This window comes from Kitasatospora sp. NPDC004272, assembly GCF_053603035.1.
On record NZ_JBSGET010000118.1, the window covers coordinates 1 to 26,548 of the forward strand.

Consider the following 26,548-nt stretch of genomic DNA (forward strand, 5'->3'; position numbering starts at 1 on the left):
GCCGCGAGCACGCGGCGGCCGGGCGGTTCGGCGTTTCCCGGGCCGCCTCAGCCGAGCGGGCCGTAGAGCCAGTTGCCCGGGGCGGCCGGGTCCGGGCTGACGTAGAACTCCTGGAGGGCGCTGAGGAGCTCGTCGACGGAGAGCTTGCCGCTGGCGTCGGTGTCCAGGTGCCGGAAGGCGGCGGCGCGGTCCTCCGGGGCGGTGCGGAAGACCTGCTGCCAGACCTGGAACTCCTGCTCGTCGACCTCCCCGTCACCGTCGGTGTCGATCAGGTCGACGAAGGCCCGGGTCAGCGGGCGCAGGGCGGTGCGGAAGCCGTCGGGGGAGGAGACGAACGCGCCGGTCATGCCCGCCCGGTACTCCTCGGGGGTCAGGCGCCGGTCGCCGTCGGCGTCGGCCGCCGCGGCCAGCGCCTCCCAGTAGCGGGCCATGCCCTCCATCAGGGCGGTGCCCTTGGGTGAGGTCGGGGGCTCGCCGAAGGCGGAGAGCAGCAGGGCGCCGAGGGTGAGCAGGTCCTCGCGGTCGACGCTGCCGTCGCCGTCGGCGTCGAGGTGGCCGAAGCACAGGGCGAACTTCTGGTCGAGCAGGGCGGGGCCGGAAAGCTCGGTCATGGGGTGCCTCTCTCGGTGGGTGGTGCCGCGTCACGGGTCGGACGGTTCGAGGGAGCGGGCGTCGATGCTGATGCCCTGCAGGCGGGTGGTGCGCAGGATCGGGATGTTGGCCTCGCCGTGCGCGCCGCCGGAGAGCCCGGTGCCGCCGATGACCGGCAGCACCGGGAGGGTGCCGATGTGGCTGTCGTTGACCTTCAGCACGCCGCCGTTGACCACCTCGTCGGTGAACCGGTCGACGACGTGCCGGTCGCGGGCCCACAGCGAGTTGCGTAGGCCGTAGCGGTTGGCGTTGACGAAGGAGAGCAGCGCGTCGAGCAGTTCCCCGTCCGGGCCCGTCCCGTCCGGGACGACCAGGCACATCAGCGGGAAGAAGGTCTCCTCGGCGACCGCCCGCATCGTCGCGGCCCGCTCCAGGCCGCGGACCCGCAGCAGCACGGGGCGGACGAACGGGCCCCGGGGCGTGGGGGCGTCGTCCACGTCGACGCTCTCCCCGCCGCAGAGCAGTTCGGCGCCCCGGGCGACGGCGTCGGCCAGCACGTCCGCGCACTGGGCGCGCTTGACCACCGGGGTGAGGACGACCTCCGGGTCCTCCGGCGGGCCGATCCGCAGGGCGGCCACCCGCTCCCGCAGCAGGGCGGTGAAGCGGTCGGCCACGGCGGGGTGGACCAGGGCGAACTTGGGGGCGAAGCAGAGCTGGCCCGAGCCGTGGTAGCGCTCGACCGCGGCGTCCGCGGCCCGCGGCAGGTCGGCGTCCCGCCACACCACCAGGGCGTCGTTGCCGGCCAGTTCAAGCACCGGCTTCTTGCCGTGCTCCAGGCAGGCCCGGGCCAGGTCGGCGCCCTGCTTCGGGCCGCCGAAGAAGAAGACGTCGTCGCAGTCGGGCGAGGCCAGCCAGGTGCGCAGGGTGGGCCGGTCGGGCGCGCACAGCACGCTGAGGACGCCCGGCGGGGCGCCGTGCGCGGCCAGCAGCGGGGCCACCAGCTCGTGGAAGACGTACGCGGTGCTCAGCGGCACCGTGGGCGGGGCGTTCAGCACCACCGCGTTGCCGCCGGCCAGGACCGGGACGGCGCCCACCGAGGTGAGCATCGGCGCGTTGCGGGCCGGGCTGAGGCCGACCACGCCGTCCGGTTTGCGCACCAGCCGCACCAGGCGGCCGTCCTGCTCGCCCTCCCAGCGCATGGCGGCGCGGGTGTGGGCGAGGGTGTCCGGGTGGGTGAGGTCCAGGGCCGCGGACAGCGACCAGCGCGCCACCCGGACGGGGTGGCCCTCGGCTACCAGGGCGGCCGTGACGTCCTCGGCGCGCTCGCGCAGCAGGCGGTGGAAGGCGGCGACGAACTCCAGGCGCCGCTCCAGCGGCACCCGGGCCCAGGCCGGCTGGGCCGCCCGGGCCCGGGCAAGCGCCTCGACGGCCTGCTCCGGGGTCGAACGGGCCACCCGGCCGACCAGTCGCGGGTCGGCGTGGTCGGCCGGGGCGGCGCGGCCGTGGTCGAGGCGGGCCTTGAGGGAGAGGACGTCGTACGGCTCGCGCAGCATCGCGCTGCTGCGGGGCCAGTGCACCCAGCCGGCGCCGGGGGCGGGGACGCCGCCGACCAGGACCGGGTAGGCGGGATGCGGGTGGGTGGGGTGCGGCGGTGCGGGATGCGCCAGGGCGGGACGCGGCGGGGCGGGACGCGGCGGTGCGGGAGCGGGTTCCACGTCACCGATGGTGGCGGCGGGCGGTGGACGGGCCGGGTGGGACGGCGGGCTTCTCACCCATCGGGTGATTTTCCGATCGGCCGGAAAGCGTCTTGTCGTCCCACGGGGTGGGGGCCGGGCGGTGGCCGGGCGCGGCCGGGTCAGTGCGGCCAGCAGTCCAGGGCGTGCGCGGCGATCCGGTGCAGGTCCGCAGGCGGGGTGCCCTCGGTGGCCTGGACGGCGAGGCCGTAGGTGACCGTGATCAGGTGGTCGGCCAGCACGCGGGGATCGGCGCCGGGCGGGAACTCGCCCGCCCGGGCGGCCAGTTCGAAGCGGGCGCGCAGGGCCTCCCGGTGCGCCGCGCGGCGGGCCGCGCTCTCGGCGCGCACGCCCTCCGCGCCCGGGCCGGTGGCCAGCGCGCCGTGCACCAGCAGGCAGCCGGGTCCCTCCGCGCGGGTGACCACCTCGACGGTGCCGCGCAGCAGGCGCTCGGCGGCGGCCCGGGCGGTCGGCTCGGCCAGCGCCTCCTGGACGTGCCGGGCGGGCCCGCGGTGGTAGCGGTCCAGGCACTGGCGGAACAGCGCCTCCTTGTTGCCGTACGCCGCGTACAGGCTGGGGCGGTTGATGCCCATCGCGGCGGTCAGGTCGGAGAGCGCGGTGCCCTCGTAGCCGTGCCGCCAGAACACCCGCATGGCGCGCTCCAGGGCCTCGTCGAGGTCGAACGTGCGCGGACGGCCCGTCATGTCGCCCTGCCTCCCCGGGAGTTCGCGCGGTGGCCCGCGATCGGGCGCCGCGATTGTGTACCGATCGATATGGTAGCGTCCCCGATGTGTACCGCACGGTACAGATATCGGAGGGGGACCCGACATGACGCAGCAGAACGCCACCACCGCCACCGCGACCTTTGCGCCCGACGTGCTGGCCGGCCGCACCGCCCTGGTCACCGGCGGCTCGCGCGGCATCGGCGCCGCCACCGCCCTCGCGCTGGCCGCCGCCGGGGCGGACGTCGCGATCAGCCACAGCGGCTCGGCCCCGCGCGCCGAGGAGGTGGTGCGCCGGATCGAGGCGCTCGGGCGGCGGGCCGCCGCCTACCGGGCCGACCAGGGGGACGCCGCACAGGTCGAGGGCCTGGTGGCCGCCGTCGCCGAGGACTTCGGACGGCTGGACGTGCTGGTCAACAACGCCGGCGTGATCACCCCCGGGCCGCTCGCCGGAGAGGCCGACCCGGACGCGCTGGCCCGCCAGCACGCGGTCAACGTGGGCGGGGTGACCACCGCCGTCCGGGCCGCCGCCCGGCTGCTCCCCGACGGCGGACGGATCGTCACCATCGGCTCCAACCTGGCCGCCCGCCCCGGCCGGCCCGGCCTCGCCGACTACGCCGCCACCAAGGCCGCCGTCGTCGCCTGGAGCCGCGCCGCCGCCCAGGAACTCGCCCCCCGCGCCATCACCGTCAACGTGGTCCAGCCCGGCTCCACCGACACCGAGATGAACCCGCAGGACGGCCCGAACGCCGCCGCCCAGCGCGCCGCCAACGCGCTCGGCCGCTACGGCCGCCCCGAGGAGGTCGCCGCCGCCGTGGTCTTCCTGGCCACGCCCGCCGCCGCGTTCATCACCGGCAGCGTGCTCGCCGTCGACGGCGGCTACTTCGCCTGAGGCCGGATCCGTGCGGGCCACTACCCTTCGTTCGAGCAGTTCGAGCAGTTCGCGTAGGGAGGGACGGCGGATGAGCACCCCACAGTGGCCCGAGGGCCGCGAGGCGGACCCGGCCGCGGCCCGGAGGCGGTACGCGAACGACCTCCGGAAGGCGGGGCAGGAGGCGCGGGAGGCGCTGGCCCCGGACCCCGCGGACGCGCACTGGGGGCTCGGCACCGCGCTCCTGCTCGCCGGGGCGTTCGGCGCGCTGGCCGGCCCGGCGGTCGGCGCGGGCGTCGCCGGCTTCGCCGGGGCGCTGTTCCTCGTCGCGCTGCTCGTGCAGTTCGGGCTGGGGCGTCGCGGGGCGGACGCCCTGCGGCGGGCGTACGCGGCGGCCTTCGGCTGGTGGTCGTACGCGCTCTAGCCGGGGCGGGGGATTGCGCCGCGGGCGATGAGTTCCGGGCCCCCGGGGGGTCGGTACCGGCATGGAGACCCTGGAGCTCGACCCGGGTCCGGGAGCGGAGGCGCGGCTCGACGCGCTGCTCGCCGGGCGGCCGGAGACCGTGTGCGTCGCGCTGCGGGTGGCGGAGGCGGCCCGGCCCGGGCCCGGTGACCTGCGGCGGGCCGGGGAGTTGGCGCTGCTGGTGCGGCGGGCCGGCCACCGGGTGGTGCTGCGCGGGGCGGGGGAGCGCTGGCGGGTGCTGCTGGAGCTGACCGGGCTGGCCGGGGCGCTGCCCGTGGAGTGAGCGGCCCCCGGGGAGGGAGCCGCCCGTCAGGCCCGCGGGTCGGTGGTCAGGCGCATCGGCAGGCCCCACAGCGGGAAGAGCCGCTCGACGTCCATGTGGTTGGTCATGGTGGCGATCCGGCCGTCGACGATCTCCAGCAGGGTGATGCCCCAGGGCGTCCAGCCGTTGCCGTCCTCGGCCGGGCGGTACTGGGCGAAGGCCGGCGTGCCGTTGGCCTCCACCGGCAGCAGCCGGGAGCCCGCGCAGCCGCACCCCGCGCCCTGCCACCACTCGCCCAGCTCGACCACGCCCCGCACCCACATCCGGAACGGCGGCATGTTCAGCACCGCGTCCTCGTGCAGGAGGCGTTGGAGGCCCTCGATGTCGAAGGCTTCGAACGCCCGGACGTAGCGGGCGAGCAGGGCGCGCTGGGTCTCGTCCAGCGGATCGAAGGCGTCTCCGGCGGGGCCGGCGGCGGACATCGTCGCCCGGGCGCGCTGCAGGGCGCTGTTCACCGAGGCGACCGAGGTCTCCAGCAGCTGAGCCGTCTCGGCCGCCGACCAGGCCAGCACCTCGCGCAGGATGAGGACGGCGCGCTGCCGGGCCGGGAGCTTCTGCAGCGCCGCCACGAACGCCAGCCGGATCGACTCCCGGCCCACCGCGACCTCCGCCGGGTCCCCGGAGAGGACCCGCGCATCCGGCACCGGGCCGACCCAGACGTTCTCCTCCGACTGGGCCAGGTCCGGCGCGTTCGCCGGGCAGGGCGAGGTCAGGTCCATCGGGCGGGCCCGGCGCTGGGGGGCGGGGGCCATGTCCAGGCAGACGTTGGTGGCGATCCGGTACAGCCACGTCCGCAGCGCGGAGCGGCCCTCGAAGCCGTCGAACTTCGACCAGGCGCGGAGCAGCGTCTCTTGCACCGCGTCCTCCGCCTCGAAGGCCGAGCCCAGCATGCGGTAGCAGTACGCCGTCAGCTCCCGCCGGAACGGCTCCAGCCGCTCCGCCGCCCCGTCACGATCCATGATCATTGCCACGGGAGCCAGCTTAGGCGCCACCCCTGACAACCGGGCGGGGCCCACCCGGCGCCGCTCCTGACGGTCGGGGGAGCGCGGGCGGGAGCACCGGCCCGGGCCGCGGTGCGGCAGGATGGGCGGGTGGAACTCGACGCGCACCGTGCGGAACTGACGGCCTACTGCTACCGGATGACCGGCTCCTTCCACGACGCCGAGGACCTCGTCCAGGAGACCCTGCTGCGCGCCTGGAACGCCCGCGCCCGCTACGACCCGGCCCGCGCCTCGGTGCGCACCTGGCTGTACCGGATCGCCACCAACGCCTGCCTCACCGCCCTCGAAGGACGCGCCCGCCGCCCGCTGCCCGCCGGCCTCGGCGCCCCCGGCCAGGACACCGGGGCGCCGCTCGCCCCCGCCGCCGACGTGCCCTGGCTGGAACCCTTCCCCGACGCCCGGCTCGACCCCGCCGCCCGGGCCGACCTGCGCCTCGCCTGGGTCGCGGCCGTGCAGCTGCTGCCCGCCCGGCAGCGGGCCGTCCTGGTGCTGCGCGAGGTGCTGGCGTTCAGCGCCGCCGAGGTCGCCGAGCAGCTCGACACCACCGTCGCCGCCGTCAACAGCGCCCTGCAGCGCGCCCGGGCGGCCCTCGGCGCCGCCGACGCCGAACGGGTCAGGGAGCAGGACGGGCCCGGGCGGCGGGCCGTCGTCGACCGCTACCTGGCCGCGTTCGAGGCCGCCGACGTGCCCGCGCTGGTCGGCCTGCTCGCCCGGGACGCCGTCCTGGAGATGCCGCCGCTGCCGCTGTGGTTCCGCGGCCCGCTGCACTACGGGCGGTTCATGGACCGGGTCTACGGGATGCGGGGCCCCGGCTGGCGCACCCGCGCCGTCGGCGCCAACGGCCAGGCCGCGTTCGCGGCGTACGCCCCCGACGGTGCCGGGCACCGGCTGCACAGCGTCCAACTGCTGGACGTCGCCGACGCGTCGGTCACCCGCACCACCGTGTACACCGACCCCGCCGTGCTGGGCCTGTTCGACCTGCCGGAGCGGTGGTAGCGGGCAGTGCCGCGCGAGGCGGGGAAATCCGTTCCGGCGACCGCGACGAGTTCCGGGCGCGGCGCCGGTACGTACCGGTGGAAGAGTCCACCACCGGAGCACGGGAGCCCCGCCATGAGCGTCATCGTCATCGAGTTCAGCACCCTGGACGGCCGGGTCGGCGACCCGGACGGATCGGACGGCACGCCCCTGGGCGGCTGGATGCTCCGGCACGGCCGGGAGCACGTCTTTGGCGACAAGTTCCGCCTCGGCCGGACGCTGGACGACGGGGTGCTCCTGCTGGGCCGCCGCACCTGGCAGCTGTTCTCCCGGCTCTGGCCGAACCGGACCGACGAGTTCTCCGCCCGGATGAACGCCGCGGCCAAGCTGGTCGCCTCCCGCACCCTGGCCCCCGCCGACACCGCGGCCTGGGCCAACTCCCGGCTGCTGGAGGGCGACCTGCTGAGCGCGGTGAAGGAGGAGCGGCGGGACGTCGTCGTCACCGGCAGCATCGGCCTGGTGCACCGGCTGATCGAGGCCGACCTGGTCGACGAGTACCGGCTGCTGACCGTCCCCGTGGTGCTCGGCACCGGGGCCCGGCTGTTCCCCGACGGCGCGCCGGTCGGCGACTTCCGCTGCGCGCAGGCCGAACCGGTCGGCCCGGCCTGCTACACCCGCTACCGCCGGGCCTGACCGCCCCCCCGGGGGTGCGCCGCCCGCTCAGCCGGAGCGGCGCACCACCAGCTCGGTCGGCAGGATCACCGTCGGCGCCTCCTCGCCCGCGATCCGGTCCAGCAGCAGGCGGACCATCTCGGCGGAGATCCGGTCCCACGGCTGCCGGATCGTGGTCAGCGGCGGCCGGGTGGTCAGCGCCACCGGCGAGTCGTCGAACCCGCCCACCGCGACGTCCTCCGGGACGCGCCGCCCGGCGTGCTCCAGGGCGGACAGCGCGCCGTCCGCCATCAGGTCGGAGGCCACGAACACCGCGTCCAACCCGGGCTCGCGGTCCAGCAGTTCGCGCATCGCGGCCTCGCCGCCGGAGCGGCTGTAGTCGCCCCGGGCAATCAGCCGCTCGTCCACCGGCAGCCCGTACTCGGCCAGCACCTCGCGGTAGCCGGACAGCCGCTCCACGCCGCCCGGGGTGTCCTGCGGGCCGGCGATGGTGGCGACCCTGGTGCGGCCCGACTCCAGCAGGTGGCGCACCAGGTCCTTGGCGCCCTCCCGGTCGTCCGCCGCCACGTACGGGACCCGGCCGCGCTGGCCCAGCGGGCGGCCGCAGCACACCATCGGGATGTCCGCCTCGCGCAGGTGCTCGATCATCGGGTTGCCGCGGTGCGAGGAGACCAGCAGCACCCCGTCCACGTGGCCCGCCGCCAGGTAACGGGTGACCCGGCGGCGCTCCGCGTCGTCGCCCGCCGTCATCAGCAGCAGCGGGATGTCGTGCTCGGCCAGCGCCGCCGTGCAACCGCGCAGCAGGGTGGTGAAGTTCGGGTCCTCGAAGAACCGCTCCTGCGGCTCGGTCAGCAGGAACGCCACCGAGCCGGAGCGCTGGGTGACCAGGCTGCGGGCCGCCCGGTTCACCACGTAGCCGAGCTGCGCGATGGCCGCCTCCACCGCCTGCTGCGAGGCCGGGCTGACGTTGTGCCCGCCCTGCAGCACCCGGGACACCGTGCCCCGCGAGACGCCCGCCACCGCGGCGACGTCGTGGATGGTCGGCGGGCGCTTCGGCCGTCCGGCCGCCCGGCCGCGGGGCGCTGGTTCCGTCATCGGGATGCAGGTCCTTGCAGATCGAGGTGTCGGGGTCACTGTAGTGGCGGCCCGTCAGGACTTCACGGCGCCGGACAGCAGATCCACCCGCCAGTACCGCTGCATGCCGAGGAACAGCGCGATCAGCGGCAGGATCGACAGCAGCGCGCCGGTGATCACCAGGGTGTACAGGGCCGGCTCGTTCGCGCCCTGCTGGAGCAGCGAGTACAGGCCCACCGTCACCGGGAACTTGTGGTCGTCGCCGAGCATGATGTACGGCAGCAGGAAGTTGTTCCAGATCGCCACGAACTGGAACAGGAACACCGTCACCAGCCCCGGCACCATCATCGGCAGCGCCACGCTCCGGAACAGCCGCCACTCCCGCGCCCCGTCCACCCGGGCCGCCTCCACCACCTCGTCCGGGATCGCCGCCTCCGCGTAGATCCGCGACAGGTAGATGCCGTACGGGGACAGGACGCTCGGCAGCAGCACCGACCAGTAGCTGTCCGCCAGGCCCGCCTTCGACATCAGCAGGTACTGCGGCACCGCCAGCGTGATCGGCGGCATCAGCACGCCCGCCAGCAGCACGTTGAACACCGTCGAACGGCCCCGGAAGCGGTACTTGGCCAGCGCGTAGCCGCTCACGCCGGACACCGCCGCCGACAGCAGGGCGCCCGCGCCCGCGTACAGCGCCGAGTTGGCCATCCACTGCCAGTAGACGCCGCCGCGGTACGAGGACAGCTCGGACAGGTTGTCCCAGAAGCCGGTGCCGGGCGCGTAGGTGAAGGTGGTGAACAGCTCCTGGCGGCTCTTGGTCGCCGCCGTCACCACCCAGACCACCGGCACCAGGCAGTACACCGCGCCCAGCAGCAGGAGCAGGGTCGGCGTCCAGGCGGTGCGGCGCGGGGCGGTGCCCCGGCGCGGGAGGGCGGGGGCGGTGCGGTTCTTCCGCGGGGCGGACGTGAGGGTGGCGCTCATCTCAACTGCCTCCGTTGGCGCGCTTGTTGACCAGCTTCAGGAACCCGAAGGAGAGCAGCAGGGTGGCCGCCGCGATCACCACGGAGGTGGCCGCCGCCGAGTAGATGTTGCCCTGCACGAACGCGTCCCGGTACACCTTCATCAGCGGCGACCAGGTCGAACTCATCGAGTTCGTCAGCGGCTTGAGCGTCATCGGCTCGGCGAACACCTGCAGGGTGGCGATCATCGAGAAGAAGAAGGTCAGCACCAGCGACGGCGCCACCAGCGGGATCTTGATCCGCAGCGCGATCTGCAGCTCGGAGCAGCCGTCCAGCCGGGCCGCCTCGTACAGCTCGGCCGGCAGCGCCCGCAGCGAGGTGTAGATCACGATCATGTTGAAGCCGGTGCCGCCCCACACCGCGATGTTCGCCATCGCCAGGTACAGCCCGTTGCCGTGCAGCAGGTCCGGACCGCTCATCCCGGCCTGGGTCAGCAGGTAGTAGCCCGGGCTGACCTGCGGCAGGTACAGGAACCCCCACAGGGTGGACGCCACGATGCCCGGCACCGCGTACGGCAGGAAGATCACCAGCCGGGAGAACGCCCCGAACCGCACCCGCGGCACGTCCAGCAGCAGCGCGAAGAACAGCGCCGCGCCCAGCATCGTCGGCACCAGCAGCGCCCCGTACAGCAGCACCCGGCCGGAGCCCGCCAGCAGCTCCGGATCCGCCAGTGCCGAGCTGTAGTTGGACAGCCCCGCCCACACCTCGGTGCGGGCGTGCGAGCCCAGGCCCAGGCCCTTCACCCTCACGGCGCGCAGGCTCAGGTAGACCGCGAAGCCGATCGGCAGCGCGAAGAACAGCGTGAACAGCAGGGCCGCCGGGCCGAGGAAGCCGTACGGCGCGAGCGAGCCGCGGCGCCGGACGAGGGCGCGGGGCGGCGGGGGAGGGGAGGCCATGGCGGCTCCTAAGGACCTTGGAGGGGTGCGCGGAGGGGGAGGTCGTGCGGGACGAGGGGTCGTGCGGGACGGGAGCCCGGTCCGCCGCCGGGCGGAGCGGCGGACCGGGGGCTCGGCGGACCGGGCCCGGTTGCGGGCGCGGCGGGGAGCGGTCGGGCGGGGCGGGTCAGCCGACCTGGAAGCCGTTCTTCTTCAGGTCCTCGACGGTGGACTGCTGCATCGCCGCCAGCGCCGCGCCGAAGTCGCCCTTGTCCTGGGCGGCCTTGCCGAAGGCGTCCTTGAACGCGGAGTACGCCACGTTCACGTTCGGGCCCCAGGCGGCCGGGGCGGTGCCCTTGGCGATCTCGGCGGCCCGGGCGTAGAAGTCCGGCTGGTTGCCGAAGAACTCCGGGGCCGCCGACAGCAGGCTGCCGGTCTGCGCGGAGGTGGCCGCCGGGTAGATGTTGACCTGCTGGACGAGCGCGGCCAGCGCCTGGGGGTCGGTGTTCAGCCAGGCGGCGAACTCCGCCGCCGCGTCCGCGTGCCCGGACTTCACGGCGCCGGTGGTCACGCCGGTCGCCGAGCCGCCCCAGCTGCCGGTCACCGAGGCGCCGGACTCCCACTGCGGCAGCGGGGCCATCGCCCACTTGCCCTTGGTGTCGGGCGCCGAGCTGGTCAGCACGCCGGGTGCCCAGACCGCCGAGACCCAGCCGATCTGGGTGCCGTCGTTCAGCGCCTTGCTCCAGGCCGGGGTGTACATCGGCTGGTTGTCCACCGCGCCGTCCTTGACCAGGCCGGACCAGAAGTCGGCGACCTTCGCCGTCGCGGGGTCGTCGATCGCCACCTTCCAGGTCTCGCCCGAGGTGGTCCACCACTTGGCGCCCGCCTGCTGGGCCAGGCCCGCGAACAGGCCCGGGTCGTTGGCGGAGAAGGTGGTCAGCGCCTTGTCAGGGGCCTGCTGCTTCAGCGCGCGGGCGGTGGCGGCGAACTCCTCCCAGGTGGTGGGCACGGTCAGGCCGTACTGCTCGAACAGGTCCTGCCGGTAGTAGAAGGCCAGCGGCGCGGTGTCCTCGGGGATCGCGTACACCGCGTCCGAGCCGAGCGTGACCTGCTTCCACACGCCGTCCGCGAACTGCGACTTCGCGTCCCCGGCCTGCTTCGCGATGTCGGCCAGCACGTCGTTGGAGACCAGCGTGGGCAGCGCCTGGTACTCGGCCTGGATCAGGTCCGGCGCGTTGCCCGCCTTCGCGGCGGTGATGGTCTTGGTGACCAGGTCGTCGCCGCCGGCCTGCTTGAGCACGCTGACCTGGACGTCCGGGTGCGACTCGTTCCAGACCTCGGCGACCTTGTCCATGTTCGGCGCCCAGGACCAGAAGGTCAGCTTCACCGGGCCGGAGGCGGCCTTGGCCGAATCGCCGGAGCCGCCGTCGGACGAGCACGCGGACAGCACGAGCGTGCCGCACAGGGCGGCGGCCGCGGCGAGGGCGAGGCGACGGTGCATGGATCCTCCCGGGGATCACGGGGTTTCGGGTGAGGGAGCCGGGCGGCCGGCCGCCGCGCGAGGGGGTGCGCGGCGGGGTGCCCGGGGGAGTGCTGCGGGGGCTCCCGGAGCTTTCCGGGGACTGCGACGGGCGGTGCTTCGAGGCCCGGGCCGTCGCTGTGCACGTTCACAGTACGGAAACCTGGGAGACACTTGTCAATCCCCGAGCCCGTACGGTTATCTGGGCGAGACACAGCGACACCCGGCCGTGACTAGGGTGTGCACGTTCACAGTTCTTCCCGATGGAGCGCCCCATGGATCACCCGCGGTACCCCCGCCCGCTCGGACTCGACCCGCTCGCCTACGGCGGCGACTACAACCCCGAGCAGTGGCCCGAGGAGGTCTGGGCCGAGGACGTCCGGCTGATGCGCGAGGCCGGAGTCACCATGGTGAGCGTCGGGATCTTCTCCTGGGCGCTGCTCGAACCCGAGCGCGGCCAGTACGAGTTCGGCTGGCTCGACCGGCTGCTCGACCTGCTGCACGCCAACGGCATCCGCGCCGACCTGGCCACCCCCACCGTCGTCCCGCCCGCCTGGTTCTACCGCGACCACCCCGAGGCGCTGCCCGTCACCCGCGAGGGCACCCGCTACGCCTTCGGCTCGCGCGGCGCGATCTGCCACAGCTCCCCCGCCTACCAGCACGCCGCCGCCACCATCACCGAACGGCTCGCCCGCCGCTACGGCGACCACCCCGCCGTCGCCCTGTGGCACGTCCACAACGAGTACGGCGTCCCGGTCAGCGACTGCTACTGCGAGGAGTCGGCCGCCCACTTCCGGCGCTGGCTGGGCGAGCGCTACGGCACCCTCAAGGAACTCAACTCCGCCTGGGGCACCGCCTTCTGGGGCCAGCGCTACACCCGTTGGGACGACGTCCAGCCGCCCCGGCTCACCCCCACCGCGGGCAACCCCGCCCAGCAGCTGGACTACGCCCGCTTCACCAACGACGCCGTCCTCGCCAACTTCAAGCGCGAACGCGACCTGCTGCACCGCCTCGCCCCCGGCATCCCGGTCACCACCAACTTCATGACCGCGCTCAGCCAGTGCCAGTCGATGGACTACTGGGCCTGGGGCCGCGAGGTCGACCTGGTCGCCAACGACCACTACCTGGTCGCCGAGGACCCGCGCAGCCAGATCAACCTCGCAATGGCCGCCGACCTCACCCGCTCCGTCGCCGGCGGCCGCCCCTGGCTGCTGCTCGAACACTCCACCGGCGCCGTCAACTGGCAGCCCCGCAACCTCGCCAAGCGCCCCGGCGAGCTCGCCCGCAACAGCCTCGCGCACGTCGCCCGCGGCTCCGAGGGCGCGATGTTCTTCCAGTGGCGGGCCTCCCGCTCCGGCGCCGAGAAGTTCCACTCCGCGATGCTCCCGCACGCCGGCACCAACAGCCGGACCTGGCGCGAAGTCGTCCAGCTCGGACAGGAGTTGGGCGCGCTCGCGGAGATCCGCGACAGCCTGGTGCGGGCCGACGCCGCGATGCTCTGGGACTGGGAGTCCTGGTGGGCGCAGCGCCTGGAGTGGCGCCCCAGCGTCGACCTGGACGCCCGCGAACGCGCCGAAGCCTGGTACACCGCGAGCTGGGACGCCCACCTCACCGTCGACTTCGCCCACCCCGAAGCCGAGTTGAGCCGCTACCCGCTGGTCGTCGTCCCCGCCCTCTACCTCACCACCGAGGCCGCCGCCCGCAACCTGCGCCAGTACGTCGAGGGCGGCGGCACCCTGCTGGTCTCCTGCTTCTCCGGCATCGTCGACGAGCACGACACCGTCCACCCCGGCCCGCACCCCGGCGCGCTGCGCGACGTACTCGGCCTCACCGTCGAGGAGTTCGCGCCGCTGCGGGCCGGTGGGAGCGTCCGGCTGGAGGGCGCCGCGAGCCCCGACGGGCTGCGCGCCGAGGCGTGGACCGAGTTCGTCGTCACCGAAGGCGCCGAGACGGTGTGGCGCTACGCCGACGACCCCGCCGAGGGCGGCCCCGCCGCCGCAGGCCCCGCCGTCACCCGGCACGCCCTCGGCGCCGGCCGCGCCTGGTACGTCTCCGCCCGCCTCGACGCCGACTCGCTCGCCCGGGTGCTGCGCGCCGTCTCCGCCGACGCCGGCCTGGCCGAGCGCCGGCTCCCCCACGACGTCGAGGTGGTGGAACGCGTGGGCGACCACGGCCACTACCTCTTCGCGATCAACCACGGCACCGCCGACGCCGACCTCCCGGCCCCCGGACCGGGCACCGAACTCCTCACCGGCGCCCGGGTCTCCGACACCCTCACCGTCCCCGCCGGCCGGACCAGGGTGCTCCGCCACTCCGCCGGACGGGGCTGACGGCGCAGGAGCCGGTGCCCCCGCGCGGGGGCACCGGGCCGCCCGAAATCCGCTTGCCCCGGGCCCCGGGCCCGCCAATGATCTGGGAATGGACCACGTGATACGAGCCGTGACCGGCGAGGACTGGCAGCAGGTCAAGCAACTGCGGCTGGACGCCCTGCGGGACCCGGTCGCGGGCATCGCCTTCCTGGACACGTACGACAACGCCGCCGGCAAGCCGGACGCGCACTGGCGGGAGCGGGCGGCCGGTTCCCGCGGCGAGGCGATCATCCAGCAGTTCGTCGCCGAGCGGCCGGACGGCGGCTGGGACGGATCGGTGACGGTGCTGATCGAGCGGGCCGGCCGCGCGGACGTCATGGGTGCGCCGGTCGAGGTCGACCAGGCCCACCTGGTGGGCGTGTTCGTCCGCCCCGAGCAGCGCGGCACCGGCCTGGCCGGGGCCCTGTTCGACGCGGCGGTCGCCTTCGCCCGCGGCCTCGACGAGCCGAAGGTCTCCCGCGTCCGCCTCTACGTGCACCAGGACAACCAGCGGGCCGAAGCCTTCTACCGCAAGGCCGGCTTCACCCGCAGCGGCCGCACCGTGCCCGTCCCGGGCGACGAGTCGTCCGTCGAGCGCGAACTCGTCCTCGGCCACTCGGGTTGAACCCGCCCCGCCGTGGGGCCGAGAGCCGTCGATCCGGGGGCGGGCCCCACCCGTGTACGGGCGGGCGGACTCGAACGGCATCACCTGGGTCGAGGAGCTCCGGGCGAGCGGGGTGCTGCCGCACGGTGTCGAGCTGACCTGGCCGCAGGCCGCGCAGGCGCCCAACTCGGCACACCGGTACGAGGAACCGCCGAACCCCGGGGTCGGTAAGGACTCTTGACAGTCGGGTGGCCCGGACCACCAGTATTGGCCCGGCCAGAGTGCTTCAGGCCACCGAAGTCCCCCACCTTCGAAGGGAGCGCGGTCCATGGCCGGACCCGTTCGCGCACCACTGCGAGCCCTGCTCGCCGGAGCCGTCACCGCCGCCGTCGCCGGCGCGGTGCTCACCGGCACCGGAGCCGCCCACGCGGCGGGCACCCCACTGCCCGCCCGGGTCCTCGCCCCGTCGCCCGCGGCGTCGAGCGTCCAGGTGCCCGCGATCCAGGTGCAGGTCAACCCGTCCTCGGGGACGGTGGCCGCCGGCTCGTCGGCCACCGCGACCGTGGGCACGGCCATCATCAACAACGGCTCGTACACGTCCATCGCGCTGACGGTCAGCGGCGCCCCCGCGGGGGTCACCGCCTCGGTCAGCCCGTCCTCGGTCAGCGGGAGCTCCAGCGCCGTCCTGTCGGTGTCGACCCTCTCCACGGTCGTCCCCGGCACCTACCCGCTGACGGTCAGGGGCGCGCTGACCGGCACCTCAGCCACGTCCTCCGCGACCTACACGCTCACCGTGACCGGCGGCGCCACCGCCCCGGCGTGCTCCACCGCCCCCTGGGTCGGCACACAGGTCTACACCGGTGGCAACACCGTCTCGTGGCAGGGCCACCGGTGGAGCGCCAAGTGGTGGACGCTGGGCGAGGAGCCCGGCACCACTGGTCAGTGGGGGGTCTGGCAGGACCTCGGCCCCTGCTGACCCGCACGCATCGCCGGGCCGCGGCCCGGAACCGGGCCCGGCGAGAGCGTGCGCGCCGGCCCGGAGCGGATCGGGCCGCGGGACGGGCGGAACCCGGGACGGCGGCACGGCGGCGCCCGGGTCAGTCCTTGCGGCCCGTCGCGGCGACGGTGACGCCCAGGCCGATCATGGCGAGGCCGCCGACCCCGCCGACCAGGGAGAGCCGCCGGGGCGAGCGGGCGAACCAGTCGCGGGCGGTGGCCGCGACCAGGCCCCACGCCATGTCGGAGACCACGGCGATGAGGTTGAAGACCAGGCCGAGCAGCAGCATCTGCGCGGTGACGTTCCCTTGGTCGCGGTCGACGAACTGCGGCAGCACCGCGGCGAAGAACACGATGGTCTTGGGGTTGGTCACGCCGACGGCGAAGCCCTCCCCGAACGTCCGCAAGCTGCTCCGGGGGGCTGCTCCGACCCCGCCGAACGCCGCCCGCAGCGAGCCGCGCTCGCGCCACGCCCTGATGCCGAGGAGCACCAGGTAGGCGGCGCCCGCCAGCTTGAGCAGGGTGAAGAGGAGGACGGAGCGCTCCACCACCGCGCCCACCCCGAGCGCCACGGCCACCACCAGGGCGTACGCGCCGCTGGTGTTCCCCGCGACCGTGGTCAGCGCGGCGCGCCGGCCCTGGGCCAGCGCCCGCCCGATCACGAACAGCACGCTCGGGCCGGGGATCACGATCAGCAGGGACGACATGGCCGCGAAGGCGAGCAAGCGGTCGGCGGACACCATGGGAGTCATGCAAGCACGGGGCGGCCCGTTCCTTCCAGTGGTTTTCCCGTTCGAGGCTTTGCCAAAGCTTTACTGACGGTCCGTCAACTCCCGCTCCCCGCGCCACCTCCGCTCCCGTCCACCATCCGGGACGACTGGCCGGGGCGGAGGGTCGCGCAGTAATTTAGTTCACATCAGCTAACTATCATCACGGCTTCCCAGGGGGCGGCAGGAGATGGCGGACGTGGACATCGAGCAGGGCAGCAAGAAACGGTGGATCGGCGCGGAACACCCGCGCTACAAGTGGGTGGCGCTGTCCAACACCACCCTCGGCATGCTGATCGCGACGATCAACTCCTCGATCGTGCTGATCTCGCTGCCGGCGATCTTCAACGGCATCCACCTCAACCCGCTGGAGCCGGGCAACGTCAGCTACCTGCTGTGGATGCTGATGGGCTACATGCTGGTCACGGCGGTGCTGGTGGTCACGCTGGGACGGCTCGGCGACATCTGGGGCCGGGTGCGGATCTACAACGCGGGCTTCCTGATCTTCACCATCACCTCGGTGGTCCTCTCGCTCGACCCGATGGACGGCGGCGGCGGCGCGCTCTGGCTGATCGGCTGGCGCGTGGTCCAGGCCGTCGGCGGCGCCATGCTGATGGCGAACTCCGCCGCCATCATCACCGACGCCTTCCCGGCCAAGCAGCGCGGCATGGCGCTCGGCGTCAACATGGTCGCCGCGATCGCCGGCTCGTTCATCGGCCTGGTCCTCGGCGGCGTGCTGGCCGAGTGGAACTGGCGCTCGATCTTCTGGGTCAACGTCCCGATCGGCATCATCGGCACCGTCTGGGCCTACCGCTCGCTGCACGAGACCGGGATCCGCCGCCCCGGGAAGATCGACTGGTGGGGCAACATCAGCTTCGCCGTCGGCCTCACCGCGCTGCTCGCGGGCATCACCTACGGCATCCAGCCGTACGGCGGCCACACCATGGGCTGGACCAACCCCTGGGTGCTGGCCGGGCTGATCGGCGGCGCGGCCGTCCTGATCGCGTTCTGCCTGATCGAGATGAAGACTGCCGAACCGATGTTCCCGCTGCGGCTGTTCCGCGACCCGGTGTTCGCGGGCGGCAACCTGGCGACGCTGCTCGGCTCGATCGCCCGCGGCGGCCTGCAGTTCATGCTGATCATCTGGCTGCAGGGCATCTGGCTGCCGCTGCACGGCTACGACTACGAGGACACCCCGCTCTGGGCGGGCATCTACCTGGTGCCGCTGACCATCGGCTTCCTCGCCGCCGGCCCGGTCTCCGGCTACCTCTCGGACCGCTTCGGCGCCCGGCTGTTCGCGGCCGGCGGCCTGGTCGTGATGGCGGCCTCGTTCGCCGGACTGCTGATCCTGCCCACCGACTTCGGGTACGTGTGGTTCGCCCTGCTGGTGTTCCTCAACGGCCTCGGCGGCGGCCTGTTCGCCGCCCCCAACACCGCGCTGGTGATGTCCAGCGTCCCGGCCGCCGACCGCGGCGCCGCCTCCGGCATGCGCGCCACCTTCCAGAACGCGGGCATGGTGCTGTCCATCGGCGTGTTCTTCTCGCTGATGGTCGCGGGCCTGGCCGGATCGCTCCCGCAGACCCTCACCGACGGCCTCACCGGACAGGGCGTCTCGCCCGCCGACGCCCACACGGTGGCCCAACTCCCGCCCGTCGGCATGCTGTTCGCGGCCTTCCTCGGCTACAACCCGATCCACGAACTGCTCGGCCCGCAGGTGCTCTCCGGCCTGCCCACCTCCAACGCCCAGACCCTCACCGGCCGGGACTTCTTCCCGCACCTGATCTCCGGCCCGTTCCACGACGGCCTGATGGTGGTCTTCTCGCTCGCCATCGCGATGTCGCTGGTCGCCGCCCTGGCCTCGCTGCTGCGCGGCCGCAAAGCGGGTACGGTCGGGGACGGCCCCGAGGACGGCGCGGCCGCCGTCCCGGACGGGGACGCCGCGGTGTCCCGGGGCGCGGCGTGACGTGAAGCGGACGGCGGAGCAGGGGAGTCCAACGGTGGGACAACAGGACGAGGGCGGGCTGGACCCGGCCGAGGTGGCGCGGCTGCGGCTGGTGATCGCCCGGCTGAACCGGCACCTGATGCGAGCCTCCGACCGGCAGGAGTTCACCTTCACCCAGCAGTCCGCGCTGGCCCGGATCGAGCAGCACGGCCCGATCCGGCTCGGCGAACTCGCCGGGCTGGAACGGGTCTCCGCCCCGTCGATCACCCGCACCGTCGCCTCGCTGGTCGAAACCGGCATGGTCAACCGCGTCCCCGACCCCAGCGACGGCCGCTCCGTCCTGGTCGAACTCTCCCCGGACGGCGTCGAGTTGCTGGCCCACATCCGCCGCCGCCGCTCCGAACTGCTGGCCCGCCGGGCCGCCGAACTCACCGAGGCGGAACGGCGGACCCTGATGGCGGCCCTGCCGGTGCTGGAACGCCTGGTCGCCTTCGAGGACTGAGACCGCCCGGGGCGGCGACGCCACACCGGAAGGCCACACCGGAACGCCCGGCCGGAACGCCCGGCGGGGCGTTCCGGCTCCCGCTTCCGGCTCTTTACTTCCGGCTGCCCGAGGACGAAGATCAACGGGACGTTCGGGGACGACGGGGAGGCGGGCATGAGCCGGAACAGGGCGCTGGGCCTGCTGGTCGGCCCGATCCTGCTGCTCGCCGGGCTGCTCTGGGCCTCCTACCACCTGGTGACCCACGTCCGCTACGCCGGGGCCTCGCAGGTGCGGGCGACCGTCCTGACCGCCCACTACGAGCAGGACGGACGCGGCGTCCACGCCCGCCGGATCGTGCTCGCCGTCCCGGAGGCGGTTCCCCTCGACAACCTCTCCAGTGCCCCCGAGGGCCTGCGCCCCGGCGACACCGTCACCGCCCTCACCCGCCCCGGCCACGCCCTCCTCCCCGGCCAGCTCCGCTGGTCCCTGCTGCTGCTCCCGTCGTGCTTCGTGCTGGTCGGCCTGGCCGGCACCGCGACCGGCGTCATGCACCGGCGGGAGAACCCGCCGCCGCGCCCCGCCGATCCGGAAGCCTGGGACTGAGCACGGGACCGGACGGGCCAGGGCGGGACGGTCAGGGCGGGACGGTCAGGCCGTCAGTTCGGCCAGTTCGGCCGGGGTCAGCTCCAGGTCCGCCGCCGCCAGGTTGTCGGCGAGGTGGGCGGGCGAGGAGGTGCCCGGGATCGGGCAGACGTGGGGGCCCAGCGCCAGCAGCCAGGCGAGCAGGATCCGCGGCACGCTCGCCCGGTGCGCCTCGGCGATCCGGTGCACCGCGGGCGACACCGCCGGGTCGCCGCCCGCCAGCGGCGGGAACGGCACGTAGGCGATGCCGAGCGCCCGGCACTCCGCCAGCAGCGCCAGGTCCGCGCGCCGGGTCAGGTTGAAGTGGTTCTGCACGGCGGCCACCGGCGCCACCGCGCGGGCCTCCGCCAACTGCCCGGCCGTCACGTTGCTCACCCCGAGCTCCCCGACCAGCCCCGCCCGCCGCAGCTCGGCCAGCGCCGCGAAGCGCTCGGCCAGCGGCTCCCCGGGATCCGGGCTCATCGCACCGATCCGCAGGTACACCAGGTCCAGCCGCTCCAGGCCGAGTTCCCGCAGGTTCCGTTCGACCGCCCCGCGCAGCTCCGCCGCCGTGGCCGGAGCCGTGAACGCCCCGTCCGGGGTGCGCTGCGGCCCCACCTTGACGGCGATGAACACCCGTTCCCGGTACGGGTGCAGGGCCTCGCGCAGCAGGGCGTTGGCGGAGCGTTCCCCGGCGAAGTAGAAGGCCGCGGTGTCGAAGTGGTCGACGCCTGACTCCACCGCGCGGCGCAGCACCTCCCGAGCCGCGGCGGGTTCGGCGAGCGGCAGCCGCATCGTCCCGAACCCGATCCGGGACAGCGTGGCGCCGCCGGACAGCGTGAAGTCCCGGGCACGGTCGTACTCCTGATTGATCGTCATGTCAGAATCCTCTTCGGATCCCGGACGGGGGCAACGGGTCGGCAGCATGCTGCCGGTCGTCGAACCGGACGACCGAACGACGGCGAGGGGGTGCGGAGTGGTGTCCGCCGAGGAACAGGTGACCACGATCCACGGGAAGCGCGAACTGCTGCTCCGGGCGGCCCCGTTGTTCGCGGGCGCGCGCGAGGAGTTCCTCTGCGCGGCCGCCGACCGGGACACCTGGTCCGGCGCCGCCGACGCCGCCGGTGCGGTCGGTACGGCCGGTGTGGCCGAGCGTCCCGCCGGTCTGCGGGTGCGCAAGCTCTACACCCCGTCGGTGGTGGCGGACGACGCGTTCGCCGCCCACGCGTTCCGGGTCGCCGCCGCCGGGGGCCAGGTCCGGGTCAGCAGTTCCGGGCTGCCGGCCGAGATGATCGTGGTGGACGCCCGGGTGGCCGTCCTCGGCGGCACCGGCCCCGGCGGGCGGCCGACCTACTCGGTGCTCCGCGCCCCGACCGTGGTCGAGGGCCTGCGCACCCTGTTCCGCAGCGCCTGGGAGGCGGCCCGCGACCTCGCCGAGCACCGGGACCGCCCGGTCCCGGTCCTCGACACCAGGGCCCGCGCGGTGCTGCGGACGCTCGGCCGGGGCCTCACCGACGAGAGCGCCGCCCGCGATCTGGACATGTCGCTGCGCAGCTACCGGCGGCGGGTGGCCGAGCTGATGGTCCTGCTGGAGGCGGACAGCCGCTTCCAGGCGGGCACCCGGGCCCGCGAGCTGGGGCTGGCCTGACCGTCCGGCCGACCCGCGCCCGCCGGGGCCCGCTCCCGGCGGGGCCGGGGTCAGAGGATGGTCAGGACGGTGGCGAAGTCCAGGGCGCTCGCGCCGCCGGGGCGGTCGCAGGCGAGCAGGTCCAGGTTCGGGGCGGTGAAGGTCTCGACCACCGCGCCGCCGAGGAACTCGCCCGAGGTGACGGTGCCGGTCTCGGTGATCACCGTGGTGGCCAGGCCGCGCACCACCGTCGCGGTGAACGGGAAGCTGCTGCTGGTCCCGTTGTTCCAGCGGACGGTCTCCGTGCCGGTCTCGGTGAGCAGTTGGTCGCAGCTCAGCTCCAGCAGCGCGGTGACGTCCCGCTCCCCGGCGCTCGCCGTCGACCCGACGGCCAGGCAGCTGCCGGTGGGGCTGTGCGGGCCGGTGACGTTCAGGTCGCCGTCCACCGTCACGGTGGTCGGCCGGACGGTGTGGGTCAGGCCCGGGCTGTACGTGGTGTACGTCCAGCCGGTGCAGGTGACGGTGGCGAGCAGGGCCGGGGCGGCCTGCGCGGGGGCGCCGGCCGACAGCCCGGCACCGCCGAGCAGCAGGGCCAGCAGGCCGGCGAGAGTGGTGGCACGTCCGGTACGGAGCACGGCAGCCCTCCAGAGGGTGACGGCGGTGACGGCGGTGACGGCGGTGGCGGGACGACGGCGGCGGCCCCGGTCGCCCCGCCCCGGCCGGGCAGTGGCGGGGGCGGGCGACGGGGCAGCGCACCCAGGGTCGCGGCGGGCCCGCCGCCCGGCAAGGCGTACCCCGCCGACCGCCGGGCCGGGGTCGAGGAATGGCCGGACGCCGACCGCTCCGGGCCGGTCCTGGCCGAGGACGTTCGCGCAACCGCTCGAAAACCGGCCCCGGATCAGGACGCCTGTGCGGCGATCCCGTCCAGCACCATCTCCAGGCCCACCGCGAACGACTCGCCTGGCGTCAGGTGGTCGGCCGAGACCATCACCTCGGCGATCGTCGGATGCCGCCCCTGCGCCAGCACCCGCATCATGTACGGACCCATCGCCACCTGCCAGTCGCGGTCCGAACGCCCCTCCGCCCGCTCCGCCCGACGCTGCGCCACCTCCACCCGCAGCCGCCCCGCCAGGTACGCGTGGAACACCCCCGCCGCCTGCTGCACCCGGGTCGGCTGCCCGGCGAAGCCCGGCGCGCCGTGCACCACGGACAGCGCGGTCTCCCGGGCGGCCAGCGCGTTCGGCCCCAAGTGCGGCCGCCCGCCGAGCAGTTCGATGAACCACTCGTGCCGCAGTGCCGCCGCCCGGTAGCGTCCGGCGATCGCCCGCAGTTCCTCCCGCCACCCGGTCGGTGCCGGTGCCGGTGCCGGTGCCGCCGCTGCCGTCAGCCGGGAGGTGGGCGGGGCGATCTCCCCGTACACCGCGTCCACCATCAGCTCCAGCAGTTCGGCCTTGGTCTCCACGTACCCGTACAGCCGCATCGGGCCGACCTCCAGCGCCGCCGCGACCCGCCGGATCGACACCCCCTCCAGCCCGTCCGCGTCGGCCAGTTCGAGCGCCGCGCCGACGATCAGCGCCCGGCTCAGCGGTGCGGGCGAACGCCGCTCCGGCGGCTCCGGGCGCTCCCAGACCAGCCCGGTCCCGGTCTCGGGCCCGGTCCCGGTGTCGGCGTCGTGAGAGGACGTCATGGCAGGCGGTCTCCGTTCGGCGGTGCGGGCGGTGCGGGCGGTGCGGGCGGTGCGGGAACACGATACGGGGGTGCGTTGCGATACAGCGTATCGGCTCGATACGGTGTATCGAAAAGGTTCGGCGAACGAGGGGGAGGACGGAAAATGGCACACCCGACGGAGGTGGCGATCGTCGGCGGCGGCCCGGGCGGGCTGACCCTGGCCCGGCTGCTCACCATGCGCGGCGCCCGGGTCACCGTCTACGAGCGCGACGCCGGCCGGGCCGCCCGCACCCAGGGCGGCACGCTCGACCTGCACGCCGACACCGGGCAGCGCGCCCTGCGCGCGGCCGGGCTGACGGAGGCGTTCCGCCGGCACGCCCGCCCCGAGGGGGAGGACATGCTGCTGCTCGACCACGCCGGCACCGTCCTGCACCGCGACGACACCCCGGACGACTCGCCCGCGCTCCGCCCCGAGATCGACCGCGCCGACCTGCGCGGCCTGCTGCTGGACGCGCTCCCACCCGGCACCGTCGCCTGGGGCCGCGCCCTGCGCACCGCCGCCCCGGCCCCGAACGGCGGCTGGGAGCTGGAGTTCGCCGACGGCGACCGGGCCCGCCACCGGGTCCTGATCGGCGCCGACGGCGCCCACTCCCGCCTCCGGCCGCTGCTCACCCCCGCCGTGCCGCACCACCTCGGCGTCAACACCGTCGAGGGCGCCGTCCCCGACATCGACCGCACCCACCCCGGCCTGGCCGCCACCGTCGGCCGCGGCAGCTACTGGGTGGTCGGCGACGGCCGCTCGCTCGCCGCCCAGCGCTGCAGCGACGGCTCGGTCCGGGTCGGCCTGTCCTTCCACGGCCCCGCCCACCGCGCCGCCGACTGGCTCACCACCTGCGGCATCCCGTTCGCCCGCCCCGACGAGGCCCGGGCCGCGCTGCTCCCGCTGTTCGACGGCTGGACGCCCGCCTGCCGGGCCCTGATCAGCGCCTGTACCGGTTCGCTCACCCCCCGCGCGCTGACCGCCCTGCCGGTCGGCCTGCGCTGGGCGCACCGCCCCGGCCTCACCCTGCTCGGCGACGCGGCCCACCTGATGCCCCCCGTCGGCCACGGCGCCAACGCCGCGATGCGCGACGCCCTGGAGCTCGCCACCGCGCTCGACGCCGCCCCCGGCGACCCCGACGCCGCCCTGCGGGCCTACGAGGAGGAGATGTTCGCCCGCACCGCCGGGGTCGCCGCCGAGTCGGCCCGGATCCTGGAGATGATCACCTCCCCGGCCGGGGGCCACCGGATCGCCGCGTTCTTCCGCGGCGAGGGCGGCTGAGCCGCGCCGCCGGGAAAAGCCCTGGACAGGGCGCCCCCGCGGTCCGGCAGGATGGCCCGGAACGATCTTCACGAGGAGCGGGCATGGGTACGGCGGACGACGGGGCGGTGGAGCTGATCCACCTCGCCGACGGGCGGAACAGCGTGGTGGTCCGGGTGCTGGGCCGGCGCGAGCCGGACGGGCTGGCCGCCGAGGTGGTCGTCGCGAGCGGATTCTGTACCGGCCGGCTCCCGGTCCGCCTCCCGCCCGCCGAGCTGGACGCCTGGGCGGCGGCCCTGGACGACCTGGTCCTCGGCCGGAGCGTCTGCTGGCTGACCGACGCCCGGAACCCGGAGATCAACGTCGCGTTCGACACCCAGTTCACCGTCCCGCTGGTCACCGTGGAGGACGTCCAGGGCTCCGCCACCGCCATGGCCGTCCCGGTGGACCTCCGGGACGGCTGGATCGACGAGCAGCGCGAGCGGCTGGAACGCGTCCGCCGGACGTACCGGGTGTGACGGCCGCCCTCAGCCCGGCCGCCCTCAGCCCGGCCGCCCTCAGCCCCGCTGGCCTCGGTCCGGCCGCCCTCAGCCCGGCCGGCCTCAGTCCGGTCGTCCTCAGTCCGGTCGTCCTCAGCCCCGGCGGCGCAACTCGCAGGGGTGCGGGAGGTAGGGGCCGAGGAAGCCCTCCCGGTCGCCGTTCTTGAAGGCCAGCGCCCGGCCGGTCAGGCCGCCGTCCTGCAGGCGCAGTTGGAGGCCGAACGCGGGGCTGTTCAACCGGGCGTCCGCGGTGGGCAGTTGGAGCGCCGCGATCAGGCGCAGGTCCCAGCGGTGGGAGGCGGCGGCCGGGACGGCGACCGGCGGCAGGTCGGCCAGCCGGACCTCGACCAGGCCGTCCGGCAGCGCGGCGAGCGCCAGCGGGACGGCGCCGTCGGGGGTGGCGACCTCGCCGGACCAGCGGCCCGCGGGCAGAGCGAGCGGCAGGTCCGGCTCGTCGACCGGGGCCAGGTGCGCCGGGTCGAACTCCGGGGCCAGCACGCCCGTCAGGTGCGCGACCACCACGTTGCGGGCGGACTTGTCGGTCGAGTTGGCGAGCACCGCCACCGACAGCCCCCGCCCGGGCAGGTCGATCATCATCGCCGCGACGCCGCCCATCCCGCCGCCGTGGCTGCTGCACACCGAGCCGTCCGCCGCGCGCTGGACGACCCGCCCCAGCCCGTACCCCAGCTTCCCGCCGGGGGCGATGGCGGGCGCGTCGAGGACGGCCGCGGCGGTGCCGGGCGCCAGCAGTCCGGCCGAGCGGCGGGCGAACAGCGCGACGTCGCCGGCCGTCGCCCAGCCCGCCCCCGCCGCCGGGTGCCCCTCCCGGCAGGGCGGGTAGGCCCGCCCGTCCGGGGTGTACCGCACCGCGGCCGGGGCGGGGCCGGGGTGGACCGGCCCGAAGGCGAAGCCCGCCAGCCCGAGCGGCTCGGCGACCCACTCCCGCAGCAGGGTTCCCAACTCCCGTCCGGTGGCCGCCTCCAGCGCCCGGGCCACCTCCTGGTAGCCGATGTTGGAGTACTCGAACTCGCCGTCCGGCGCGTGCAGTTGCCTGCGGTAGCGGGCCAGGTCGATCGGCCCCGGAGCGCCGTCGGGACGGTAGGAGAAGTCGTAGTACCCGGGGAACCCGCCCCGGTGCCGCAGCAGTTGGCGCACCGTCGGCGCCGCGTGCGCGAACTCCCCGGCCAGCGGCGCGTCCAGGTCCAGCAGCCCCCGGTCCGCGGCCAGGCACGCCGCGAGGCCGGTGAACGCCTTGGTCACCGAGGCCAGCCCGTACGCCGTCCCCGGCGTGGCCGGCCGCCCCGCCGCGACGTCCGCCCACCCGTACGCCCGGGCGAGCACCAGCTCCTCGCCCGCCGCCACGGCCACGCTCACCGACGGGCAGCCGGTCTCCGCCAGCACCCGTTCGCACGCCTCGTCCAGTCCGTCCAGTCCGTCCAGCCCGTTCGGCATGCCGGTTCCCCTTCTCGCGGCGGTCCGTTCCGGGTACCAGTGTGACGTCCGCGAACCGTTGACGGCGGGTCAGCCCCCGCCGCGCAGCCGGTCGGCCTCGACGGGCAACTCGGCGGGCAGGCCGGTGAACGGCCCGGCGGCGTCGGTGCGGGCCAGGTCGAGCAGTGGCCGCGGCGGCCCGGTCGCACAGCGCGAAGGACCGCTCGGGACGTTCGTGCATCCGCAGCGCGGCCCCGGCCAGGGCCGAGTGCGGGGGCGCCGATCGACCGGAGGAGAGGAAGCGGGGTGCGTCGGCCTGGCCGACCAGTAGCGGGGCGACGGCCAGCTGCAGTTCGTCGGCCAGGCCCTCGGCCAGGAAGCGGGTGT

The 26,548-nt window shown here is 74.9% G+C and carries 27 protein-coding genes; 14 read left to right on the forward strand and 13 right to left on the reverse strand.

The window, feature by feature from the left end:
- Nucleotides 1-47 precede the first annotated feature (47 nt).
- The 3 genes from ACWEO5_RS28960 to ACWEO5_RS28970 all read right to left on the reverse strand — a co-directional run bounded on the left by ACWEO5_RS28960 (nt 48) and on the right by ACWEO5_RS28970 (nt 3,028).
- Nucleotides 48-611, reverse strand: a complete 564-nt coding sequence (locus ACWEO5_RS28960) for an EF-hand domain-containing protein (RefSeq protein ID WP_452165156.1) — start codon at nt 609-611, stop codon at nt 48-50.
- Between the two features lie 30 nt (nt 612-641).
- Nucleotides 642-2,306, reverse strand: coding sequence for an aldehyde dehydrogenase family protein (locus tag ACWEO5_RS28965; protein ID WP_452165157.1), 1,665 nt, complete (start codon nt 2,304-2,306; stop codon nt 642-644).
- Between the two features lie 140 nt (nt 2,307-2,446).
- Entirely contained in the window at nt 2,447-3,028 is a 582-nt protein-coding gene (locus tag ACWEO5_RS28970) for a TetR/AcrR family transcriptional regulator (protein ID WP_452165158.1), read from the reverse strand.
- 124 nt (nt 3,029-3,152) lie between these two features.
- Here ACWEO5_RS28970 and ACWEO5_RS28975 point away from each other — a divergent pair, with 124 nt between their 5' ends.
- The 3 genes from ACWEO5_RS28975 to ACWEO5_RS28985 all read left to right on the forward strand — a co-directional run bounded on the left by ACWEO5_RS28975 (nt 3,153) and on the right by ACWEO5_RS28985 (nt 4,663).
- Nucleotides 3,153-3,938: an SDR family NAD(P)-dependent oxidoreductase gene (locus ACWEO5_RS28975; protein ID WP_452165159.1), complete on the forward strand. Its 786-nt coding sequence runs from the start codon at nt 3,153-3,155 to the stop codon at nt 3,936-3,938.
- A gap of 70 nt (nt 3,939-4,008) precedes the next feature.
- Nucleotides 4,009-4,341 (forward strand): hypothetical protein, encoded by a 333-nt coding sequence (locus tag ACWEO5_RS28980; RefSeq protein ID WP_452165160.1) that lies wholly within the window; start codon nt 4,009-4,011, stop codon nt 4,339-4,341.
- 61 nt (nt 4,342-4,402) lie between these two features.
- Nucleotides 4,403-4,663 carry a hypothetical protein gene (locus ACWEO5_RS28985; protein ID WP_452165161.1) on the forward strand — a complete coding sequence of 87 codons (261 nt, stop codon included), beginning with the start codon at nt 4,403-4,405 and terminating at the stop codon, nt 4,661-4,663.
- A gap of 26 nt (nt 4,664-4,689) precedes the next feature.
- Here ACWEO5_RS28985 and ACWEO5_RS28990 read toward each other — a convergent pair whose 3' ends face one another.
- Nucleotides 4,690-5,667 carry a sigma-70 family RNA polymerase sigma factor gene (locus ACWEO5_RS28990; RefSeq protein WP_452165180.1) on the reverse strand — a complete coding sequence of 326 codons (978 nt, stop codon included), beginning with the start codon at nt 5,665-5,667 and terminating at the stop codon, nt 4,690-4,692.
- Nucleotides 5,668-5,793: 126 nt separating this feature from the next.
- Between ACWEO5_RS28990 and ACWEO5_RS28995 the strand changes: the two genes are divergently transcribed.
- Together ACWEO5_RS28995 and ACWEO5_RS29000 are read left to right on the forward strand one after the other, a co-directional pair.
- Nucleotides 5,794-6,699, forward strand: coding sequence for an RNA polymerase subunit sigma-70 (locus ACWEO5_RS28995; RefSeq protein WP_452165162.1), 906 nt, complete (start codon nt 5,794-5,796; stop codon nt 6,697-6,699).
- Between the two features lie 114 nt (nt 6,700-6,813).
- Nucleotides 6,814-7,371 (forward strand): dihydrofolate reductase family protein, encoded by a 558-nt coding sequence (locus tag ACWEO5_RS29000; RefSeq protein ID WP_452165163.1) that lies wholly within the window; start codon nt 6,814-6,816, stop codon nt 7,369-7,371.
- Nucleotides 7,372-7,398: 27 nt separating this feature from the next.
- Here the strand turns inward: ACWEO5_RS29000 and ACWEO5_RS29005 are convergent, their stop codons facing one another.
- The 4 genes from ACWEO5_RS29005 to ACWEO5_RS29020 all read right to left on the reverse strand — a co-directional run bounded on the left by ACWEO5_RS29005 (nt 7,399) and on the right by ACWEO5_RS29020 (nt 11,816).
- Nucleotides 7,399-8,445, reverse strand: a complete 1,047-nt coding sequence (locus ACWEO5_RS29005; protein WP_452165164.1) for a LacI family DNA-binding transcriptional regulator — start codon at nt 8,443-8,445, stop codon at nt 7,399-7,401.
- A 54-nt stretch (nt 8,446-8,499) separates the two neighbouring features.
- Nucleotides 8,500-9,402 carry a carbohydrate ABC transporter permease gene (locus ACWEO5_RS29010; protein WP_344553429.1) on the reverse strand — a complete coding sequence of 301 codons (903 nt, stop codon included), beginning with the start codon at nt 9,400-9,402 and terminating at the stop codon, nt 8,500-8,502.
- Nucleotide 9,403: 1 nt separating this feature from the next.
- Entirely contained in the window at nt 9,404-10,336 is a 933-nt protein-coding gene (locus tag ACWEO5_RS29015) for a carbohydrate ABC transporter permease (RefSeq protein WP_452165165.1), read from the reverse strand.
- 166 nt (nt 10,337-10,502) lie between these two features.
- Nucleotides 10,503-11,816, reverse strand: a complete 1,314-nt coding sequence (locus tag ACWEO5_RS29020) for an ABC transporter substrate-binding protein (protein ID WP_452165166.1) — start codon at nt 11,814-11,816, stop codon at nt 10,503-10,505.
- A 293-nt stretch (nt 11,817-12,109) separates the two neighbouring features.
- On the opposite strand from ACWEO5_RS29020, the gene ACWEO5_RS29025 reads away from it, so the two are divergent.
- The 3 genes from ACWEO5_RS29025 (at nt 12,110) to ACWEO5_RS29035 (ending at nt 15,762) form a co-directional block, all read left to right on the forward strand.
- Nucleotides 12,110-14,164, forward strand: a complete 2,055-nt coding sequence (locus ACWEO5_RS29025) for a beta-galactosidase (RefSeq protein ID WP_452165167.1) — start codon at nt 12,110-12,112, stop codon at nt 14,162-14,164.
- A gap of 88 nt (nt 14,165-14,252) precedes the next feature.
- Complete coding sequence (locus tag ACWEO5_RS29030; RefSeq protein ID WP_452165168.1) at nt 14,253-14,807, forward strand: GNAT family N-acetyltransferase; 555 nt, start codon at nt 14,253-14,255, stop codon at nt 14,805-14,807.
- Between the two features lie 307 nt (nt 14,808-15,114).
- Nucleotides 15,115-15,762 (forward strand): hypothetical protein, encoded by a 648-nt coding sequence (locus ACWEO5_RS29035; RefSeq protein WP_452165169.1) that lies wholly within the window; start codon nt 15,115-15,117, stop codon nt 15,760-15,762.
- Between the two features lie 121 nt (nt 15,763-15,883).
- Here the strand turns inward: ACWEO5_RS29035 and ACWEO5_RS29040 are convergent, their stop codons facing one another.
- Nucleotides 15,884-16,525, reverse strand: a complete 642-nt coding sequence (locus ACWEO5_RS29040) for a LysE family translocator (protein ID WP_452165170.1) — start codon at nt 16,523-16,525, stop codon at nt 15,884-15,886.
- A 214-nt stretch (nt 16,526-16,739) separates the two neighbouring features.
- Here ACWEO5_RS29040 and ACWEO5_RS29045 point away from each other — a divergent pair, with 214 nt between their 5' ends.
- The 3 genes from ACWEO5_RS29045 to ACWEO5_RS29055 all read left to right on the forward strand — a co-directional run bounded on the left by ACWEO5_RS29045 (nt 16,740) and on the right by ACWEO5_RS29055 (nt 19,578).
- On the forward strand, nt 16,740-18,512 hold the full coding sequence (locus ACWEO5_RS29045) for an MFS transporter (protein WP_452165171.1): 1,773 nt from the start codon (nt 16,740-16,742) through the stop codon (nt 18,510-18,512).
- A gap of 34 nt (nt 18,513-18,546) precedes the next feature.
- The gene (locus ACWEO5_RS29050) at nt 18,547-18,993 is read left to right on the forward strand and encodes a MarR family winged helix-turn-helix transcriptional regulator (RefSeq protein WP_344553438.1); all 447 of its coding nucleotides are present in this window, start codon (nt 18,547-18,549) and stop codon (nt 18,991-18,993) included.
- A 156-nt stretch (nt 18,994-19,149) separates the two neighbouring features.
- Complete coding sequence (locus ACWEO5_RS29055; RefSeq protein ID WP_452165172.1) at nt 19,150-19,578, forward strand: hypothetical protein; 429 nt, start codon at nt 19,150-19,152, stop codon at nt 19,576-19,578.
- 45 nt (nt 19,579-19,623) lie between these two features.
- On the opposite strand, the gene ACWEO5_RS29060 is transcribed toward ACWEO5_RS29055, so the two are convergent.
- Nucleotides 19,624-20,475 (reverse strand): aldo/keto reductase, encoded by an 852-nt coding sequence (locus ACWEO5_RS29060; RefSeq protein WP_452165173.1) that lies wholly within the window; start codon nt 20,473-20,475, stop codon nt 19,624-19,626.
- 118 nt (nt 20,476-20,593) lie between these two features.
- Between ACWEO5_RS29060 and ACWEO5_RS29065 the strand changes: the two genes are divergently transcribed.
- Nucleotides 20,594-21,244 (forward strand): DNA-binding response regulator, encoded by a 651-nt coding sequence (locus ACWEO5_RS29065; protein WP_452165174.1) that lies wholly within the window; start codon nt 20,594-20,596, stop codon nt 21,242-21,244.
- A 50-nt stretch (nt 21,245-21,294) separates the two neighbouring features.
- Here the strand turns inward: ACWEO5_RS29065 and ACWEO5_RS29070 are convergent, their stop codons facing one another.
- Nucleotides 21,295-21,858, reverse strand: coding sequence for a hypothetical protein (locus tag ACWEO5_RS29070; RefSeq protein WP_452165175.1), 564 nt, complete (start codon nt 21,856-21,858; stop codon nt 21,295-21,297).
- Between the two features lie 263 nt (nt 21,859-22,121).
- A complete protein-coding gene (locus tag ACWEO5_RS29075) occupies nt 22,122-22,910 on the reverse strand; it encodes a TetR/AcrR family transcriptional regulator (protein WP_452165176.1) in 789 nt (262 codons plus the stop codon).
- A 144-nt stretch (nt 22,911-23,054) separates the two neighbouring features.
- Between ACWEO5_RS29075 and ACWEO5_RS29080 the strand changes: the two genes are divergently transcribed.
- Both ACWEO5_RS29080 and ACWEO5_RS29085 read left to right on the forward strand, forming a co-directional pair.
- A complete protein-coding gene (locus tag ACWEO5_RS29080) occupies nt 23,055-24,212 on the forward strand; it encodes an FAD-dependent oxidoreductase (protein ID WP_452165177.1) in 1,158 nt (385 codons plus the stop codon).
- 83 nt (nt 24,213-24,295) lie between these two features.
- Nucleotides 24,296-24,709, forward strand: a complete 414-nt coding sequence (locus ACWEO5_RS29085) for a DUF5959 family protein (RefSeq protein WP_452165178.1) — start codon at nt 24,296-24,298, stop codon at nt 24,707-24,709.
- Nucleotides 24,710-24,823: 114 nt separating this feature from the next.
- Here ACWEO5_RS29085 and ACWEO5_RS29090 read toward each other — a convergent pair whose 3' ends face one another.
- Nucleotides 24,824-26,182, reverse strand: a complete 1,359-nt coding sequence (locus ACWEO5_RS29090; protein ID WP_452165179.1) for a serine hydrolase domain-containing protein — start codon at nt 26,180-26,182, stop codon at nt 24,824-24,826.
- Nucleotides 26,183-26,548 lie beyond the last annotated feature (366 nt).

Bases quoted from the DNA above. Each gene is read 5' to 3' on its own strand.
- ACWEO5_RS28960 (WP_452165156.1), bottom strand. From the start codon at position 611: ATGACCGAGCTTTCCGGCCCCGCCCTGCTCGACCAGAAGTTCGCCCTG.
- ACWEO5_RS28970 (WP_452165158.1), bottom strand. From the start codon at position 3,028: ATGACGGGCCGTCCGCGCACGTTCGACCTCGACGAGGCCCTGGAGCGC.
- ACWEO5_RS28975 (WP_452165159.1), top strand. From the start codon at position 3,153: ATGACGCAGCAGAACGCCACCACCGCCACCGCGACCTTTGCGCCCGAC.
- ACWEO5_RS28980 (WP_452165160.1), top strand. From the start codon at position 4,009: ATGAGCACCCCACAGTGGCCCGAGGGCCGCGAGGCGGACCCGGCCGCG.
- ACWEO5_RS28985 (WP_452165161.1), top strand. From the start codon at position 4,403: ATGGAGACCCTGGAGCTCGACCCGGGTCCGGGAGCGGAGGCGCGGCTC.
- ACWEO5_RS28990 (WP_452165180.1), bottom strand. From the start codon at position 5,667: ATGATCATGGATCGTGACGGGGCGGCGGAGCGGCTGGAGCCGTTCCGG.
- ACWEO5_RS29000 (WP_452165163.1), top strand. From the start codon at position 6,814: ATGAGCGTCATCGTCATCGAGTTCAGCACCCTGGACGGCCGGGTCGGC.
- ACWEO5_RS29005 (WP_452165164.1), bottom strand. From the start codon at position 8,445: ATGACGGAACCAGCGCCCCGCGGCCGGGCGGCCGGACGGCCGAAGCGC.
- ACWEO5_RS29010 (WP_344553429.1), bottom strand. From the start codon at position 9,402: ATGAGCGCCACCCTCACGTCCGCCCCGCGGAAGAACCGCACCGCCCCC.
- ACWEO5_RS29015 (WP_452165165.1), bottom strand. From the start codon at position 10,336: ATGGCCTCCCCTCCCCCGCCGCCCCGCGCCCTCGTCCGGCGCCGCGGC.
- ACWEO5_RS29020 (WP_452165166.1), bottom strand. From the start codon at position 11,816: ATGCACCGTCGCCTCGCCCTCGCCGCGGCCGCCGCCCTGTGCGGCACG.
- ACWEO5_RS29025 (WP_452165167.1), top strand. From the start codon at position 12,110: ATGGATCACCCGCGGTACCCCCGCCCGCTCGGACTCGACCCGCTCGCC.
- ACWEO5_RS29030 (WP_452165168.1), top strand. From the start codon at position 14,253: ATGGACCACGTGATACGAGCCGTGACCGGCGAGGACTGGCAGCAGGTC.
- ACWEO5_RS29035 (WP_452165169.1), top strand. From the start codon at position 15,115: ATGGCCGGACCCGTTCGCGCACCACTGCGAGCCCTGCTCGCCGGAGCC.
- ACWEO5_RS29040 (WP_452165170.1), bottom strand. From the start codon at position 16,525: ATGGTGTCCGCCGACCGCTTGCTCGCCTTCGCGGCCATGTCGTCCCTG.
- ACWEO5_RS29045 (WP_452165171.1), top strand. From the start codon at position 16,740: ATGGCGGACGTGGACATCGAGCAGGGCAGCAAGAAACGGTGGATCGGC.
- ACWEO5_RS29055 (WP_452165172.1), top strand. From the start codon at position 19,150: ATGAGCCGGAACAGGGCGCTGGGCCTGCTGGTCGGCCCGATCCTGCTG.
- ACWEO5_RS29060 (WP_452165173.1), bottom strand. From the start codon at position 20,475: ATGACGATCAATCAGGAGTACGACCGTGCCCGGGACTTCACGCTGTCC.
- ACWEO5_RS29075 (WP_452165176.1), bottom strand. From the start codon at position 22,910: ATGACGTCCTCTCACGACGCCGACACCGGGACCGGGCCCGAGACCGGG.
- ACWEO5_RS29080 (WP_452165177.1), top strand. From the start codon at position 23,055: ATGGCACACCCGACGGAGGTGGCGATCGTCGGCGGCGGCCCGGGCGGG.
- ACWEO5_RS29085 (WP_452165178.1), top strand. From the start codon at position 24,296: ATGGGTACGGCGGACGACGGGGCGGTGGAGCTGATCCACCTCGCCGAC.
- ACWEO5_RS29090 (WP_452165179.1), bottom strand. From the start codon at position 26,182: ATGCCGAACGGGCTGGACGGACTGGACGGACTGGACGAGGCGTGCGAA.